This is a genomic window from Adhaeribacter rhizoryzae, assembly GCF_008629685.1.
Taxonomy (GTDB): domain Bacteria; phylum Bacteroidota; class Bacteroidia; order Cytophagales; family Hymenobacteraceae; genus Adhaeribacter; species Adhaeribacter rhizoryzae.
Genome location: NZ_VWSF01000018.1, coordinates 1 through 17,275 on the forward strand (window position 1 = coordinate 1; position 17,275 = coordinate 17,275).

The following is a 17,275-nucleotide window of genomic DNA, read 5'->3' on the forward strand; positions in this document are numbered from 1 at the left end:
CGCTCTATCCGAATGTTGCTAAATATTGCATCTGCCATTTACCTCCAACAGCTCCCCGCTCCATTTTGTGTCCTAATCGTAGCCCTAATTTAGGGAAGGTGCCCGGAGGGCGGAAGGGTTAATTCCACCAATAAGAAAATAAAATTCAGCCTGCGAGGAAAAACCAGCGAATAGAAAAGCCTGAATCAGAGAAGAAGTTTAGCTGCAAAAAGGGATAAAACTAAATATTTCTCTATACTTGCAATCTAAGCACCACTTCAACCACCATGCTAAAAGACTACAGAGCCAAAATATTCACCACGTTAGTTTTAACCCTAATATTCCTTGCTCCCGCGTTTAGCCAGGGCAAAGCCGAAAAGCAGGATTGGAAGCCTTTGTTTAACGGGAAAGACTTATCGGGATGGGATATAAAAATTGCCGGTCATAAGCTGAACGACAACTATAAAAACACGTTTCGCTACGAGGATGGAATGGTGCGGGTAAGCTACGACGAATACCAGAATTTCGATAATAAATACGGGCACATGTATTACAAAGAGCCCTACTCCCACTACATTTTACGCTTCGAATACCGCTTTACCGGTAACCAAACACCCGGCGGTGCTTCCTGGAACGTCCGGAATAGTGGCATAATGTTTCATTCGCAATCAGCGCAGAGCCTGACTTTTGAGCAGGAGTTTCCGGTATCGCTGGAAATACAATTCTTAGGAGGCTTGGGCAGTGGCGAGCGTCATACGGGTAATTTGTGTACGCCCGGTACCATCGTGCACATGAACGGCAAACTAAATCCCAGCCATTGCACCGACTCGAACTCTAAAACCTACCACGGCGACCGCTGGGTAAAGGGTGCCATTATTGTTTTAGGCGACTCTATTATAAAGCATGTTATAGAAGGCGACACGGTGCTTACTTACCAAAAATCACAAATTGGAGAAGTAGCGTGGGCCCAGGGTAAACAAGATGCTTACACCAAAGAATGGCTCAGTAAAAACGGCATGGCCTTAAAAGAAGGCTACATTGCCCTGCAGGCCGAAAGCCACCCGATTGATTTTCGGAATGTTGAAATACTCAACCTGAAAGGCTGCACCGACCCGAAAGCAAAAGGCTACAAATCTTATTACGTGGTATCGGATAATAAACCTTGCGAATACGGTTTTTGGGAGAAGTTGAAACGCGCGTTTAATTGAGGAGCCGGTTAAAACCTGCCCTTTAACTACTTACCTCATATGGCGCAAGTTTAGCGAAGCGTAACTTGTGTCTATTGATGAAAGGAAGTTTTCAACTTCCGTACGTCGAAGGCTTCTTTTCATTTTTACACACTAGTCAGAAATTGGTGCGAGCTAAAGCGGGCAAAATGGAGCCAGTAAATTATTTATGCTTGTGCCTGCGGCTCCAGGAATAAATCTAGCGTAATTTGGTCAGCGAGTAATTTGCCTTTATCGGTCAGGTACAATACTTCGTCCTGAATCCGGATATATTCTTTCTGCAATAACTCGTCTAAATATTCTTTTTGTTGCACGCGTAAATCCACACCAAACTGGCGGAGGCGGTTCAGGTCGCAACCCCAGATAGTGCGCAGGCTGGTGAGCAAATATTCGTTGGCCTGATCCACTACGGTTAGCTCTTCACGTTCAAAGGCCAGTTGGTTTTGCGTTAGCGCCGTCAGGTATTTAGCATTATTGGCGACATTGTATTGCCGGGAATGGCTGTTAAAAGAATGTGCGCTGGGTCCTAAGCCCAAATAATGCACGCCCCGCCAATAGTTACTGTTGTGTTTCGACTCAAAGCCGGGTAAGCAAAAATTAGATATTTCGTACTGCGTAAAACCATGCGCCTGCATCTGGGCTACCAATATTTCGAATTGCTCAGCTACAAATTCGTCTTCGCTGGGTTTAAAACTGCCTTTTTTGGTCCAGCGACCCAAAGCGGTTTTTTCCTCAATGGTAAGGGCATAGCACGATACATGCTGCACCTGCAGCGAGAATAATTTTGTTAAATCTGCCAGCCACAACTCGTGCGAAGGCGCCGGAATGCCATAAATTAAATCGGTAGTAATATTAGTAAAGCCGGCGTCCTGCGCATAAAGCACCGAATAATATGCTTCCTGGGCGTTGTGGGCTCGGTTCATGCGTCGCAAATGTTCCTCGTGAAACGACTGAATACCAATGCTGAGGCGGTTTACCGGTGAAGCTGCCAGCTCCTGCAGTTTAGCTTTCGTCAAGTCATCCGGATTGGCTTCCAGGGTAATTTCGGCATCCGGAGCAATATTAAAGCAGCGGTGCAGCGTACTAAATATTTGTAGTAACTCTTCTGAGCTAAGCAAAGAAGGTGTGCCGCCGCCAAAGTAAATTGTATTAATGGTTTGGTTGCCTAAATATTGCTGTTGCAAAGCAATTTCCTGGCAAATAGCCGTTACCACACTGCTTTTATGCCGCAGCGAAGTACTAAAGTGAAAATCGCAGTAATGACAGGCCTGCTTACAAAAAGGAATATGAATATAAATACCGGCCACCGTTATGCTTCTGCGCTGTTATGAAAAAGATTAGTAATATTTGTAGTAACTTCGTTCCGGGCAATAACCCGGTAAACGGTACAAAGTTAGAAACAAATACTAACCCGGATTCTGTTCATCTTTTTAAATATTAATTCTGATAAAGAATATTGCTGTAGGTATAAAAACAGCTTAACTGTACCACACTTACTTATAGTAATTGTATTGAACTATCAAATTTATTAAAAACTCCCCTCCTGTTTTAGGAGGGGCAGTAAACCAAGAGGTAAGGAATATTTATAAAATGCTTTGGGGTAGAGTTGTTTGGGGGTGCTTACTTTTACTGAGCCTAACGATACAGGTCTCGGGCCAAGCGCCCTCCAAACCAATACCCGCCCGGCCAGTACACCTGGTACTAAAAACCACCGCAACCGACCAAAACGTACTACAAAAATATAATTACAAAAAATCTGTCTCTGATTCGCTGGGAGTCCTCCAGGAATTAAAAGCCTTAACTTTACAGCTTCAAAACGATGCTTACCTAACTGCCTCGGCCGACAGCTTTTATTTTCGGCACGATACCCTGTATGTGCAATATTTTGTGGGCGAACGCTACCGATGGGCGCGGCTGCGCAACGGTAATCTCGGCGATGATTTGCTCCTGCGCGCCGGCTACAAAGAAAAATTATACCAAAACGTACCTTTTCTGCCGAAAGAATGGGCCCGGTTGCAGGAAGATGTACTCACCCTGGCCGAAACCAGCGGCTATCCGTTTGCCCGCATTTATTTAGATTCGGTGCAGATCCAAAACAACGAGATAGATGCCACAGTGGTGTTGGATAAAGGCCGGTTAATGGTTTTCGATACGCTGCAACTGGAAGGCAACACCCGCACTACCAAACGCTTTCTGTCTAAATATTTACAATTGTACCCGGGGCAGGCTTACAATCAGCAAAAAGTAGCGCGCGTGCAGCAGTTGTTACGACAATTACCCTATATAGAAATAATCCGGCCGGCCCAGGTGCACTTCTCCGAAAACAAGGCTACCCTGGTTCTGTTCCTGAACGACAAAAAAGCAAACCAACTGGATGGTATTGTTGGTTTTCTGCCCGACCCGAATAGCCAAAGCCGTAAATTTTTAATTAACGGCGAGATTACCCTTAACATCCGGAATATGCGGGGCAGCGGCAAACAATTAGGCTTGCAGTGGCGCAAAGTAGAGCGGGCCTCGCAGTTGCTGGACGCCAATTACGTGCACCCGAATATTCTGGGTTCGCCGTTTGAACTAAGTGGCCGCTTTAACCTGCACAAACAAGATTCCACTTTTATTACTTTGCGCCCCAGGCTAGAGCTTTCGTATTATACCCTGCACGGCAGCCGGGTTAGTTTTTTTACCCAAATGCGTAGTTCAAGGTTGTTGCTTTCGCCGGCCGGGGTGCGCAACTTAAAAGATACCCTGCAACTGGCCGATGTAAAATACAATGCCTACGGCATCAGCTACCAGCGCAACACCCTCGACGATATTTATTTTCCGCGCCAGGGCTACCAAACCGATGTGCAATTAGCCGTGGGTAATAAAAATATATTGCGTAACAATGCTTTCGAACAAAGTTATTACGATACCATTTCACTCCGCACTACGCAACTTACCGGCGCCTGGCGCGGCGAATATTACCACCAACTTACCAAAAACAGCGTGATCCTAACCCGGCTTCAGGGCGAAACGTTGTTTAACAAGCGCCTCTATTTAAACGATTTATTCCGGCTGGGTGGCCTCACCTCTATCCGGGGCTTCACCGATTTTTCTTTCTACGCCTCTACTTACGCCGTGGGCACCCTGGAATACCGCTTCTATACTGCCCCCGACTCGTATTTACTACTTTTCTACGACCAAGGCTATTACCGCCGCGATATACCCCAAAACAAAACCCAGCAATATCCTTTTGGTCTGGGCGGTGGCATTAGTTTTAGCACGGGTGCCGGTATTTTTCAATTTGTTTACTCGGTGGGCCGTTCCCGGGAATTAAAGCAGCCCATCAGCCTGAACTTTTCTAAAATTCATTTTGGTATTGTAAGCCGGTTTTAACCAACCTGTAAGCCGCAACCAAGCTAATTCAAAAATAAATCCACTAATCCTAAAGCACTTAGCTTTTATCCCAGAATATTTCGCAGGCAGTTTTTGTTTATTCCGAATACTTTCCTACTTTTGTATTACCAAACAGTGCGGGATGGAGCAGTTGGTAGCTCGTTGGGCTCATAACCCAAAGGTCACAGGTTCGAGTCCTGTTCCCGCTACCAAATAAAAGCCTTGTAAGTGAAAACTTGCAAGGCTTTTTTCGTTTTAGGGATTATCCAAAATGCTGGTATTTATAAAATATTAAAATTTCTGAACACAAATTAGAGAAGTACTGAATATTTGAAATACGCTTTGCTAGTTTTAAGATTAAGGCAATAAATATTAAACACAGTTTCCAATCACCTTCCCTTCGGGTAAATCCGTCATTTTTGCCGAAATTTACACCATGAAACAGGTTTTAGTTCTGCTGTTACTTTTAGGCAGTTTTGTTAGCCAGGCCCAGGCACTGCGGAAACGGACGGTAAAGTTGATGGGCAGCCGGTTCGATATAACCATTGTGGCGGCAGATTCTTTAGCGGCAGAAAAAAATATTGATGCGGTTATTGCCGAAGTTACCCGGATTGAAAACTTAATCTCAGATTGGCGGGATTATACCCAGATTTCGCAGGTAAATAAAAACGCCGGTATTGCGCCGGTTAAAGTAGACCCGGAAGTTTTTGCTTTAACCGAACGGGCGCTTCGTTTCTCTAAAATTACCAAAGGTGCTTTTGATATTAGTTTTGCCGCCATGGACCGCATCTGGAAGTTTGATGGTTCCATGACCCAAATGCCCAGTCCGGAAGTTATTAAACAATCGATTGCCAAAGTAGGCTATAAAAATATTGTATTAGACCGGGAGCATTCTACTATTTTCTTAAAAAAGAGAGGCATGAAGATTGGCTTTGGGGCCTTAGGCGAAGGGTATGCGGCTGACCGGTGCCGCGAGATGATGCTGGCTAAAGGAATAAAAGCGGGTATTGTAAACGGCTCCGGCGATATGAGTACCTGGGGCAAGCAACCTAACGGCAGCGACTGGGCCATTGGCATCACCAACCCCATGCAACGCGATACAATATTTGCCGTCATTCCCTTGCGGCAAGGCGCTGTAGTAACCTCAGGCAGTTACGAAAAATATGTGGAGTTTAACGGCAAGCGCTATGCCCATATTATAAACCCGGCTACCGGCTACCCCGCTACCGGCTTAACCAGCGTAACCGTATTTGGCCCTAGCGCCGAAACCGCCAATGGCTTTAGTACTTCTATGATGGTATTGGGCAAAAAGAAAGGGCTGAAATTATTGAAAAAATATCCCGAATACAGCGCTATCCTAATTACCGACAATGGGGAAGTTCTTTCTTCGCCTAATTTAAATATTGCGGATTATAAGCTGAAGTAAAATATCCTGAAGATAGCACCTACCCTTGGTCCGTCCTCTGACAGACCAACAATATTTAGCCTATTCTTCTGACCTGTGCCCTCACAGGCCAAGAACATGGGGTACAGGCCAGGGAAATAACTTCATTTGCTATCGCGAGCGTCCTCGCTCGTGACGACTATTATCCGGCCTCTGGCCGCCGTAAACAGTTATTTAAACTTCTATCAACGAGATACTATACAGGCCAGAGGCCTGAGTCATAAAAAAATCACGGGCGTGGACGCTCGCGATAGCATTTTAGAATATTATAATAACAAATATTCTTATCACAGTCCAACAAGTTTCATCCTGAATAATAGTAGTAACCGGATAGCAAATTAAAATATTGAAATTCTTCCCCACCCTTGGTCTGTCCCCTGACAGACCAATTTCAAGAAATAAATAATAAAATTTACCCAGCGATATTCAAGCTATTCTTCTGGCCTGTGAGGCACAGGCCAGAAGAATGTCTAGTGTCTGATATCTAACTACTAAAGTCTGGTTTCTCCCTAATAACAATCCGTTAGTAATTGGCTCCGCGACTGGTAGTAACTAATATTTTGGTTTAGCTTAGTCTGGCAGATATTTTCCAGGATGGCGGTAACATCTTTTTGCATAGCCAAGGAGCCACAAATCATGATTACACCGCCGGTAGCTAATAAATTTGCCACCAGATCGGCATCCCGGCTAATTAAATCGCTCACATATTGCTTCTCGCCTTCTCTTGATAAAGCAAGGTGCAGTTGGGTTAGCCTTTGGGCCGTTTTATTCTCCTCTAAAAAAGGTTTATATAAATTACAAGATTCCCTGTCGCGGAAGCCGCCGTATAAATGAATGGGGGTTTGCTGGCTGTTCTGACAAATCATGCCCAGGAATGGCCCAATACCGGTGCCGTTGGCAATCATAAGTACGCCAGTTGCTTTCTTCGGGAAGTGGAAGTGGTCGTTTTTAATAATACGGGCCGGAATGGTATCGCCGGGTTTTAAGCGGTGCAGAAAGCCGGAGCCTAAGCCATCCGGTAAAAGCCGGACACTTACCTGTAATTCCTGCTGCACCAGGCCAATGGAATAAAGCCGTTCCCGGTGGTCGTTGGCCGGATAGATCGCCAATAAATCGCCGGAGGTAAATTTAATTTTTCTTTTTGGCTGGAAACGGATTAAAAAGGTGCCTTCGGTATTTTCGCAACAGGTATTAGCGGCCACCGTAAGCGTTTCGAAGCGCTTGGTTTGGGTTTTCCTGAGTTCGGGTAAAACGGCCAGCGCAATACCAGCTTGCTGCGACCAGGCTTCGGCCCATAAACTAAATTCTTCCGGCGACCGGTCGTTCACGGTATGCATATCCAGCAACGGCGTAGCCCAGGCCTGATGCGAAAGCATTTGGTTTACCTCAAAGGCAAACTTGCAAAAATCGGCGTACTTATGCGAGCCAAAACCAATGACCGAATACCGGACTGGTTGCGCCTGGGGCGTAGTTTGCAGGAGTTTTACAAAACGTTTGGCATTGGTGGGCGGGTCGCCGAGGCCGTAAGTAGCCGTTAATATTATAAGATGTTCGGCCTGCGGATAAAGGGTATAATTATTTAATTCCGTTAAAAAAGGTTTCTGGCCGTGCTTGATTAATTGCTGCTGAATGGCGCGCGCAAAACGGAACGTATTGCCGTTTTCGGAACCAACCAAAATAATAAACCGGCTTTCGTCTAAAGTATATTTATTTTTTATACTTTTTGCCCGACGTCTAAAGGATATTTTAAATCCGGAATAAATAAAAAACAAAATATTGCCCGACGCTACGGCTAAAATAATCGCCCAAATAATATTGGTTCGGCCGGTGTGTAAATCAAGGCTTAATTCCGTTAGCAGTTGGGCGGTAGGGTATTTTGCTTCGCTTAAAATTTCGCCGGTTAATTGGTTTACGGCTACTTCGCGGTCTTTTAGTTTAAGTGTATAATAATCTTCGGGGTCATCGGAAAAAGGGAATTCTACGCTTTGTACTTCGCTGAGGAGTGTGTTTTTAAAAATAGCAAAACTAGCCGGTTCTTGCCTGGGTTCTTCTTTAATGGCATCAAAATCAACTTCGGTGGCTACTTTTTCGGGGGGAATTATCTCAAACCGAACCAAGGAAAGATAGGTGCCGGTGCCGGCAATTAGGATAATGGGAATTAACGATAATCGGCCTAACACTACGTGGTAATATTGGGCAGCATTTTCTTTTACAATGCGAGTAAAAAAACGCTTTATACCGCGTTGCCGCTGAATTATGAGCATGGTGCCCGAAACTGCAATCAGCAATAATAAAAAGGCGGTGAGGCCAATAATAAAACGGCCGGTTTCGTGAATAAAAAGCGAGCGGTGCAAATCGGTTACCCACAAAAAAAATTCGCTTTGCTTTTCGGGTGTGCCCAATATTTTACCGGTTTGGGGGTCGATGTAGGCTTCCAGGTTTTCGCCTTTGTTATCGCTGCCTTTTATAATAACAAACTGGTGGTGGTTTACCGTGAGCTCGCTAATGCCGGGGTATTTGCTGCGGAGCAGGGGCAGCGTTTGCGCCAATGAAGCCTGCTCAAACCCTGCGGTATGGTAAGGTTGTATTTTTTGCGCAACCGGTTCAAAGGCCAGGATAACCCCGGTAACGGATGCTAACAGCAATAAAAGAAAAGAAGATACAGCCAGGGCTAAATGGCTGTATCTCCAGATGGAAATCGTCATAAATTAAACTAAACTAGTTAGCGCTGAAACGGACGTAACGGATAAAGCCGGTACCATCGTTTTTGGCCGAAAGGCTGGCGGTAGTAAGCGGAATTTCCAGGTCTTTCACGTAATATTCTTTGTCTTCTACTGCCGTTTCGAAACGTAATTTATAATTGGCGTTAATTTTAGCGTTTTCAATTTCAAAAACGGTAACGCTGCGGTCGCCGCCGGCCACCGAGGCCCCGGTAATGGCGCTAATATTAGCCGGCTTTTTTGAATAAAACTTATGCCATTCTTTTATAGTCTTGTACCACTTTTTATCGGGCCCCATTACGTAAAGGGTTTTCTCGTATTCGCCTTTCGGATTTATCAGCGATACCACAATATAGGCTTCTTCGCCTACGTAATTAGACATTTGCAGCAAGCACTTGTACTTAGTAGTTTGGGCCGAAGCGTTGAACGTAAACAGACTAAAAACCAAACCTACTAAGCACAACTTATAAATAAACTTCATTTTATTACTTTAAAAAATCGAGGGAAACATTCTTTTTGGTTAGCAGCTCATTTTCTTTGGCCAAAGAGTAAGCCGTTTCGTCGAAGCCGGTTGTCAGATCTTTTTTCGCCCCGACCGATAATAAATATTTTAAAACGGCATCGTCTTTCGATAACATAGCTGCCTTGTGCAAGGCCGTTACACCTTCTTTATTTTTAGCATTTACGTCAATATTCAGGGGCTCTAAACGCTTTAATAAACCTACATTATTTTTGGTAACAGCCACGTGGTACAAGGTGCTGCCATCTTTCTGCGGAGCGGCCAGGTTTAAACCTTTTTCCTGCAATAATTTTATTTTTGCGCCAAATTCATCGGGTTGGGCATTGCCCGCCCCGCCGGCTATAGAAGCGGTTGGTCCGCCCGGACCGCGGCCGGCTTGCGGGTTGTAAGCCTGCACCAAATAATAAGCCACGTTGTTGCCATCTTTGTCTTTAATATTTACATCGGCCCCGTTTTTCAACAATAACGAAACTACTTCCGGCGTGCTGGTTTTTACGGCAGCGGTCAGCGCCGATTCGCCTTTGGTGTTTACCGCGTTAATATTTTTTACTTTCGGCAACAATAACTCCAGTAAAGCGGCATCTTTACCCGCAGCGGCATACATAAAAGCATTGTTGCCTTCGGTATTGGCTTTGTTTACATCTACGCCTTTAGCCAGGAAATATTTTACCGTTTCGGATTGGTTAGGCCGGCGGGCCAGCGCGTGCAAGACATTTTCCCCGTTTTTGTCGGCAACCGTTGGTTTTAACTTCAGCTCGTCTGCCAAGTACTGAAACACATCGAGGGTATTGGCGCCACGGCGACTGCCCTGGGCCGCAAACAACAAAGCATTATCGTTATATTTTACGCCTTTTTGTATTAGCGCTTTTAGCTGCGCCACTGTAGCCGATTTAGCCGCATAATTAAAAGCCGTGTTGCCTTTGCTATCAACATCTTTCAGGGATAAACCTTTCGAAATAAAATAATTAGTAAGCTTTAAGTCTTTGTCGTTCGCAATGGCTAACAGCAACAGATTAGCGCCATCGGCATATTTTTTCTTAATATCCAGGCCCGCTTTAATAAAGGCATCGTAAATGGCGGTATTGGCCTGGCCGGCGTTGGCGGCAAACACCACCGGCGTGCTGCCGTGCGAATCTTCCAGGGTTATATCCGAACCTTTTGCCAATAAATATTGCACCAATTCCAGGTTGCCCCGGCTGGCGGCCCAATGCAGGTAAATGCGCCCGTCGTGGGTTAATTTTTTTACGCTGTTACCCGGCTGCTCTATTAAATATTTAATTGTGGCATTAGGCGCATCGTTGTTAATAGCCAAAACGGCCGCGTCAAAAGTAGCGGGGTTAAACTGGGTAGGGCTGTTACCTTTGGCTATTTCGGTTTTAACTGTTGCTACATCCGGCGTGGTTTTCCAGAAATCCGGCGTTAACAGCGTATTGCTTTGTTGCGCCTTCACCATAAAAGCTGCCAGCAGCATGGGTATTAAGAGTATTTTTTTCATAACCGTGTAGTTATATCTATTATAAGTTGCTGTTTATTATTTTCAATTTCCGTTGTTATTACCCTTGGTAAGGCACCTGGCTAATTATTTTATACTAATTTTAATTGGTTCGTGCCCTTACGCTTACATTATTGTAGTCCTGTTGCCCTTGTGTAGTCCTATTCAACTGGTCGAAACATATAGTAATTACTTTACAATGCTGTTATAGATTCTTCGACCAGTTCAATAGAACCAAAACTTACCATTAGCGCAATTCCTATTTAGTAGTAATATCAAAGAGCCTGCTGCCAGGCAACTTCTTTTATTTAGACTAATTTTAAATAACATGCAAATATAGTAGGCCAACCAATACCACAATAGCCTCACCGAAAAATTTTACGCCTCCTAAAAAATATTTTTTGAATAAATAGGCCTGCCGGTGGTAACAGAAATTTACTCGGTAAGTATTGCTGCATAAACGATACAGTTATTTATGGGCGAATCCGGTACTTTATAGTAGCTATTTACCGCTAACCCAGGTAATATTATCCGGAGAAGCTTGTTATAGCTACCCAATTAAAAGGCTTGTAATAAAAAACTTGTCAGGCTTTTAAGTTTTAGGGCAACCAACCCGGTACAAAAGCAGTAGATAGGCAATTGTATCTTAATTATTGCCGAATGCCTTTCCGCCAATTTTTCCCGATTTATTTACTGCTTGCCACTGGTAAAGCATTTATTGCCCCGCCTACCTTAACTGCAGCTGCTTCTTCCCGGTTTAATGGGGCACCGGCCAGCCTTTATTAAAGTACTTAGTTAAAACAACACCAAAACAAATTGTAGGCTTACCAGTTTAAAGGGGAAAAATTGTGGACAAAATAGAATTAAGAAAGGCTAACGGCGATATTTTTCTGGTAGCCGAACGCCTGCCCGATAACGCATACATCCTGGCCCACTGGGTTGGTCTGCAAACCCTGGAAACTGTTAGGCAAGGCGGCACTTTTTACATCGAAATGCTGAAAAAGCAACCTTGCGCCAAACTCCTGAACAGCCACGAAGAATTAATTGGTCCCTGGAATATTGCCAACGACTGGATTGTGCAGGAATGGACGCCCAAAGTACAAGCTCTGGGATTACACTACATGGCCCAGGTGCTGGCCCCCGGCGTGTACGGCCAAATGTCATTTCACCAGTTGCACCAGCGCATCAGCGATAAATGGGAAATCAAGATGTTTGAAAATGAGGTTTCCGCCCGCGAGTGGCTGCTTTCCCTGCCAAAGTCTGCCTAATAAATTCGATGAAATTATTGTCACTTTAAGTGAATACAGCGTCTATCTTTTGAAAGATTTCATCTTTCAAGGCGGCGGTGCTAACTAAATATACAAGCCTAAGTTGCCTCCCGGCCGGTGGGCCCCGTTTGGCCACTCGGGCTGTCTAAGCCTGTTTTCCTCCTCCGTCGGAATGCTGCGCACCACAACCTTAGAAGGCCCTCGCTGTCCAAACTGCTGTCAAGTGCCTGTAGCTACTACCTTTCCGCCAGAAACGAAGATGGTTGCTGAGCATATTTTTTATATAAATTGAAACAGCTACTGCGAAGTCCCCCTTTGGAGGGGGCAGGGGGAGGATTACACGGGTAGCATAACCAGCTTGCTATGGGAAATACTTACAGAATAGCGCTTTAAGAACCCATATAAAACCATCAACATAATAAGCCCCCTACCCCTCCGAAGAGGGACTTTCCTGGTTACCCTAATAAGGTAGCAACTTAAGTTTCTAGTGGACGCAGCCGGAGGTTAAACGCACGCGCGTAAACCGGCAAAGAAATCTGGTTTCGAAGCGGATGGTATTGCTTTATACTAATAATTCCTCCCGGCCGCTGACCGTAATTATTAAAAAACATACGTTTTATTTATAGCAGCCAGCGATTAGGCGCAAGGGGCATAGGCAAACCCACGACAAGCACCAGGCCGACACCGCAAGAGGTAAGTTTTAGAAGTTGCCGGCTAAAATTATTAATGAACAGTAGGTCAAAGCTGATATTTCACCCCACCCGCCAATACCAGGAATCCGAAATATTTTTAAATTAACAACCAGCAGCCCTGCCCGGTTACCCGCTATTGTAAATTAAAGTACCCGTACTAAAATATCCCATGCCCCACCCCAACCCGCATTCTATCATATTTCCGGCCGAGCACCTGCGCCAGTTTACCACCCGGGTGTTCGAGCATTTTAAAGTACCGCCAGCCGAGGCAGCCCTGGCTGCCGATGTGCTGGCCTACAGCGACGAACACGGCATCGACTCCCACGGCATTGCCCGTTTAAAAACCTACGCCGATTTGTTAAAGGCCGGCCGGATAAACCCGCAGCCGGAAATTAAAATAATCCGCGGCAAGGGCAGCGTGGCCACCGTAGACGGCGATAACGGCCTGGGCCTGGTGGTGGGCCCCCAATGCATGGAACTGGCGATGCAAAAAGCCCAGGAATTTGGTTCGGGCTGGGTGAGCGTACAAAATACCAACCACTACGGCGCGGCGGGTTACTACCCCATTATGGCCCTGCAAAAAGATTTAATTGGCCTTTCCATGACCAATACCACCAAAGGCGTAGCGCCTTTTAACGGGGCCGAAAAAATGCTGGGCACCACCCCCCTAGCCATTGCTTTCCCGGCCCTAACCGAGCCACCGGTGGTGATTGATTTTGCTTCCAGCGCGGTGGCCTACGGCAAAGTAGAAATTGCCCGGCGCAAAGGCGAAAAAGTACCCCTGGGCTGGTGCCTCGATAAAGAAGGTTACCCTACCCACGAGCCGGCCGACATGATGGAAGGCGGCGCCCTGTTGCCCCTGGGCAGCGACGTCAACGGCAGCGGCCACAAAGGTTATTGCCTGGCGGCCATGGTCGATATTTTAACGGCGGTGCTGAGTGGGGCCAACTGGGGGCCTTTTGCCGTACCTTTTGCTATCCACGTCGCGCCATCGGGCCAGCAGGTGGGCAAAGGCATTGGCCACTTTTTTGGCGCCCTCGATATTGAAGGCTTCCGCGATAAAACCGAGTTTAAGCAAAGCCTGGACGATTGGATACACACCATGCGCAGCACCAAACCCTTACCCAACAGCCCCGGCGTTATCATCCCCGGCGACCCCGAACGCCAGGCTTACGCAGAGCGGATGAAACAAGGCATTCCGTTGCATCCGGAAGTAGTAGCCTCGCTGGAAGTTATCTCGGATTATACTGGGGTAGCCTTAGCAAAACCGGTTTAAGAACCTAATACCCTTGGACACTTATTAGTGGTAGTAACTACCAAAAGCTTTCTTTCTAAAGCTTGGCTCAAAATTATGCTTTTGTTTGTATATAGCATACTGCGCTCTCAAGCGGTATTCAAATATTCCTACTAGTACCTACTTTTAGGTATTTTTAGGATTTATCCTTTTCCTGACATATAATTTTACTATATTGAGACCTTCGGATATTTAAATGTTAGATGACGCCTACCCAACCGCATTCCATTAAACAAAGCATGAGCAAAGCTTACCGCCTGATAATACCCACATGCACCGGCATGGAGGCGTTTAAAAATAACCTAATCCATTTACTCGCGGGTATCGACGAGAAGGAAAGCGAAGAGAACATGAAAATTCAGCTCATGGATTTTCTCAAAATACCTTTTACCACTCCGATTACTTGGTAGCTACCAAGGGCAAAATCGATTTAGTCATCCACACGGGTAAAGAAGCCAAAACCTCGGAGGACGTCTTGTTTGAAGTAAAGCGGTCCACGGGCAAAGCGAATATGGCAAGCAAGGCCACCCTGATATTATTTTTAATTTATACCACCATAAAGACATTCCTTCATGATTAAAACTTTACTAGAGCAGAAATACGGTCAATTTATTACAAACGAATTTTTAACTGATAAAAACGAGGTTATAAAGGAGAACTGGAATAAAGATGGAGTTGAAGAACAGAAAAATGTAGTTCAGACTTTGAAAAGCCTTAAGGATTTAAATGGTAATAATTTAGTCCCAGATAATTTTTGGAGCCAACCGGTAGAATGGGGCTTTGACTTCTCCAGTTGGGTAGGTAACTACGACAATAAGGAGTTTTTTATTATTGGCGTGGAGCCTCATATTTATAAAAACTACCAGTTAGTTTACGATTTTGGCAACCTTAAAGATAAAACGTTACATGAATCGGCGAATGAACATTATGCGGATAAAAATGATATATGGCATTACCTAACGAACATATTTGTAGATAAACCTACCCCCGATAGTATCACCGAATTTCTAAATAAGTGCTACATCACCGACCTCTGCCATGTAGTGCCCAAAGGCTGCGGTCAGGTAAACACTATTTGTGAGAAGCTTTCAATTCAACCAGGCGAGTGGCATAAATTCAGGACGGCGGTGGCTAAACGGTTTCTGTTGGAAGAAATAAAAGCAGTTAATCCAAAGGTGGTGATTCTACATGGTAATGCTTCCCGCGAATTCTTTCAATATGAGCTTGGGGTAACCTATACGCAGGTATACCCAATCGACAATTCAAAATATACTATAAAAGTAGGCGTGTTAGAAAACTATAAAATTGTTTCCATTCCACATTTAAAAGGTGATATGAAAAACAAATTGTGGAAATGCAAAAAATACCCTGAACGGCCGCTGAGTGCTAAAAAGATTTTAAACCAAATTGTAAACCAGGCTTAAAATAAAACTATGCTTCTTACGCCGGATAAAAAAACTGTTAAATCTGATACGGATATTAGAAGTTGGGTAGATAATGCCTTCCAAAAGTTGAGCAAGGCCACCAGCATTGTAGAGGTTGAATTAATACCAGATACCTTAAAAATACTACCTCAAAACAAGTTAAGTACAGAGAGCTACCCCGAAATTAAATATAGCCTAACTTTGGAAGAAATTCAGGATTTAAAAAGATCGGGCTTATTAGAAGAGAATAACACCTTTTCAACTGATCTGTCGGCTGCTGACTTAGACCCGGTTGCTAAATTATTGTATGCTATTGCCTGGAAGAACGGCGATTTACAAAAGGTTAAACATATTGTAGCAGGAGTTCTGAATTGCAAAGATGCAGATACCCACGACCGGGAAGAAGGCATTGTATTTTACCAGTTTGGCCGCTATTTAACTAAAACCCCTGGTGAACCTATCATAGACCAGCATGTATTGCGCGCCTTTGGTATCTCTCAGACAGATGACTTATCAGAGATTAAAAGGCTTAGAAAGCTTTCTGTTTTCACAAAAAAAGAAAACAAACTTATTAAAGCTTATAAAGATTGGTTACAGGCAGGCAAAGGCTTGCAGGAGAGTTTACGGCAAGAAGAAGGCTATACCTACCACCTGGATAAGCTGTTATTTGCAATTGGCAAAACTATAAAACTAAATAAACCATGACTAGAGCAGAATTAAACACATTAGTTGCCGGTGCTTATAACTTTCAGGAAGGGTTACAGCCAATATTTGATGGTGTAATTTGCGAGGAAGAATACGCTAAAAGTAAGTACAAAATATTATGGATATTGAAAGAGCCTTATGATCATTATGGTGAAGGAAAAGGAGGTTGGGATGGCTGCGCAGATATATTGCAGAATCTTGAAGGGTACTTCACAATTCCAACTTTGCGAAAAATGGCTATAACCTCTTATGGCATTCTAAATAATATGGATTATGCCGAAGTCAGAAATCAACCTGATGTACCACAGATTCTTAAATCAATCGCTTCCATAAATGTAAGTAAATATCCGGCCAATACTACCAGCCCTAACCGTTGGAAATACTTGGAGGAGACGTATAAGAAAACACAAAATGTGCTTGCGGAACAAATTGAGTATTGTAACCCTGATATAATTATTTGTGGCAGTGTAGCTTACTTGTTTTTAAAAGATTTTGGATTAGAGCAAAACGACGCATTGGCTATGCCATTTATGGGGAGGTCCTATTTTAAAACAGATAACAGGATAATTTTTGATGCCAAGCACCCAGCCGCCATTATGAATCAGGAGGAATATTGTAACGAGATAATAAGCCTCACCCGCAACTGGTTAAGTGAAATGGGCAAGTAAACTTGAAACAGGAATGGATATACTTTACAAACCCAAACCAGAAGAAAAATTAAAAGCAGACTTTTTAAGAAGAAGGCAAAAAGGTCTGTCTAGTTTTGTAGACTTAGAGGAATTCAAAAATTGGTATAAGGTTAAAGAGAAGGTTTGCCATTATTGCGGACTAAAAGAAGAAGAATGCCAGAAAATTATAATGACGGGAATTCTAACATCTAATAGATTTCCTAAAGATGGCGTTCTAGGTAGAGGCCGAAGCCGAGGTATGTGGTTAGAAGTTGATCGGCTTCTACCAAAAGAAAATTATTCACTTGAGAATTGTGTTCTTGCTTGTTACTTCTGCAACAACGACAAAAGTGATGTTTTTCACGGACTTGATTATAAAGAGTTTCAGAATAACCGTGTTGGTTTTCTCCGCCAATTATTAACACCAAAAGATTAGCCACTCTAATCCTCTATGTGCTTGTTGCTGAACTA

Annotated in this window: 13 protein-coding genes, 1 tRNA gene and 1 pseudogene; 11 read left to right on the forward strand and 4 right to left on the reverse strand. The window is 44.2% G+C overall.

Going from position 1 to position 17,275, the window contains the following annotated elements; genetic code table 11:
- The first annotated feature begins 266 nt into the window (after nt 1-266).
- Nucleotides 267-1,187, forward strand: coding sequence for a 3-keto-disaccharide hydrolase (locus F0145_RS18990; RefSeq protein ID WP_150090890.1), 921 nt, complete (start codon nt 267-269; stop codon nt 1,185-1,187).
- A 185-nt stretch (nt 1,188-1,372) separates the two neighbouring features.
- On the opposite strand, the gene hemW is transcribed toward F0145_RS18990, so the two are convergent.
- Nucleotides 1,373-2,512: a radical SAM family heme chaperone HemW gene (gene hemW, locus F0145_RS18995; protein ID WP_150090892.1), complete on the reverse strand. Its 1,140-nt coding sequence runs from the start codon at nt 2,510-2,512 to the stop codon at nt 1,373-1,375.
- 283 nt (nt 2,513-2,795) lie between these two features.
- Between hemW and F0145_RS19000 the strand changes: the two genes are divergently transcribed.
- The 3 genes from F0145_RS19000 (at nt 2,796) to F0145_RS19010 (ending at nt 6,003) form a co-directional block, all read left to right on the forward strand.
- Nucleotides 2,796-4,577, forward strand: a complete 1,782-nt coding sequence (locus F0145_RS19000) for a BamA/OMP85 family outer membrane protein (RefSeq protein ID WP_150090894.1) — start codon at nt 2,796-2,798, stop codon at nt 4,575-4,577.
- 136 nt (nt 4,578-4,713) lie between these two features.
- Nucleotides 4,714-4,789 (forward strand) — tRNA-Met (locus F0145_RS19005).
- A 224-nt stretch (nt 4,790-5,013) separates the two neighbouring features.
- On the forward strand, nt 5,014-6,003 hold the full coding sequence (locus F0145_RS19010; protein WP_150090896.1) for an FAD:protein FMN transferase: 990 nt from the start codon (nt 5,014-5,016) through the stop codon (nt 6,001-6,003).
- A 527-nt stretch (nt 6,004-6,530) separates the two neighbouring features.
- On the opposite strand, the gene F0145_RS19015 is transcribed toward F0145_RS19010, so the two are convergent.
- Genes F0145_RS19015 through F0145_RS19025 form a run of 3 tightly spaced genes read right to left on the reverse strand, consistent with a single transcriptional unit; the run spans nt 6,531 to nt 10,756 of the window.
- Entirely contained in the window at nt 6,531-8,726 is a 2,196-nt protein-coding gene (locus F0145_RS19015) for a PepSY domain-containing protein (protein ID WP_150090898.1), read from the reverse strand.
- A gap of 13 nt (nt 8,727-8,739) precedes the next feature.
- Nucleotides 8,740-9,222 (reverse strand): DUF2271 domain-containing protein, encoded by a 483-nt coding sequence (locus F0145_RS19020; RefSeq protein WP_150090900.1) that lies wholly within the window; start codon nt 9,220-9,222, stop codon nt 8,740-8,742.
- 4 nt (nt 9,223-9,226) lie between these two features.
- Nucleotides 9,227-10,756 (reverse strand): ankyrin repeat domain-containing protein, encoded by a 1,530-nt coding sequence (locus tag F0145_RS19025; RefSeq protein ID WP_150090902.1) that lies wholly within the window; start codon nt 10,754-10,756, stop codon nt 9,227-9,229.
- Between the two features lie 845 nt (nt 10,757-11,601).
- On the opposite strand from F0145_RS19025, the gene F0145_RS19030 reads away from it, so the two are divergent.
- From F0145_RS19030 to F0145_RS19060, 7 genes and pseudogenes are all read left to right on the forward strand, one after another.
- A complete protein-coding gene (locus tag F0145_RS19030; protein ID WP_150090904.1) occupies nt 11,602-12,021 on the forward strand; it encodes a hypothetical protein in 420 nt (139 codons plus the stop codon).
- Between the two features lie 861 nt (nt 12,022-12,882).
- On the forward strand, nt 12,883-13,989 hold the full coding sequence (locus F0145_RS19035; protein ID WP_150090906.1) for an Ldh family oxidoreductase: 1,107 nt from the start codon (nt 12,883-12,885) through the stop codon (nt 13,987-13,989).
- Nucleotides 13,990-14,288: 299 nt separating this feature from the next.
- Nucleotides 14,289-14,587: pseudogene (locus F0145_RS27105) on the forward strand (DUF7149 domain-containing protein).
- Entirely contained in the window at nt 14,580-15,431 is an 852-nt protein-coding gene (locus tag F0145_RS19045; protein WP_150090910.1) for a uracil-DNA glycosylase family protein, read from the forward strand. The pseudogene F0145_RS27105 and the gene F0145_RS19045 overlap by 8 nt, the downstream one beginning before the upstream one ends.
- A gap of 9 nt (nt 15,432-15,440) precedes the next feature.
- Nucleotides 15,441-16,136 (forward strand): hypothetical protein, encoded by a 696-nt coding sequence (locus tag F0145_RS19050; RefSeq protein ID WP_150090912.1) that lies wholly within the window; start codon nt 15,441-15,443, stop codon nt 16,134-16,136.
- Nucleotides 16,133-16,804, forward strand: coding sequence for a hypothetical protein (locus F0145_RS19055; RefSeq protein WP_150090914.1), 672 nt, complete (start codon nt 16,133-16,135; stop codon nt 16,802-16,804). The genes F0145_RS19050 and F0145_RS19055 overlap by 4 nt, the downstream gene beginning before the upstream one ends.
- Nucleotides 16,805-16,817: 13 nt before the next feature.
- Nucleotides 16,818-17,240, forward strand: coding sequence for a hypothetical protein (locus F0145_RS19060; protein WP_150090916.1), 423 nt, complete (start codon nt 16,818-16,820; stop codon nt 17,238-17,240).
- Nucleotides 17,241-17,275 lie beyond the last annotated feature (35 nt).

Bases quoted from the DNA above. Each gene is read 5' to 3' on its own strand.
- F0145_RS18990 (WP_150090890.1), top strand. From the start codon at position 267: ATGCTAAAAGACTACAGAGCCAAAATATTCACCACGTTAGTTTTAACC.
- F0145_RS19000 (WP_150090894.1), top strand. From the start codon at position 2,796: ATGCTTTGGGGTAGAGTTGTTTGGGGGTGCTTACTTTTACTGAGCCTA.
- F0145_RS19010 (WP_150090896.1), top strand. From the start codon at position 5,014: ATGAAACAGGTTTTAGTTCTGCTGTTACTTTTAGGCAGTTTTGTTAGC.
- F0145_RS19015 (WP_150090898.1), bottom strand. From the start codon at position 8,726: ATGACGATTTCCATCTGGAGATACAGCCATTTAGCCCTGGCTGTATCT.
- F0145_RS19020 (WP_150090900.1), bottom strand. From the start codon at position 9,222: ATGAAGTTTATTTATAAGTTGTGCTTAGTAGGTTTGGTTTTTAGTCTG.
- F0145_RS19025 (WP_150090902.1), bottom strand. From the start codon at position 10,756: ATGAAAAAAATACTCTTAATACCCATGCTGCTGGCAGCTTTTATGGTG.
- F0145_RS19035 (WP_150090906.1), top strand. From the start codon at position 12,883: ATGCCCCACCCCAACCCGCATTCTATCATATTTCCGGCCGAGCACCTG.
- F0145_RS19045 (WP_150090910.1), top strand. From the start codon at position 14,580: ATGATTAAAACTTTACTAGAGCAGAAATACGGTCAATTTATTACAAAC.
- F0145_RS19050 (WP_150090912.1), top strand. From the start codon at position 15,441: ATGCTTCTTACGCCGGATAAAAAAACTGTTAAATCTGATACGGATATT.
- F0145_RS19055 (WP_150090914.1), top strand. From the start codon at position 16,133: ATGACTAGAGCAGAATTAAACACATTAGTTGCCGGTGCTTATAACTTT.
- F0145_RS19060 (WP_150090916.1), top strand. From the start codon at position 16,818: ATGGATATACTTTACAAACCCAAACCAGAAGAAAAATTAAAAGCAGAC.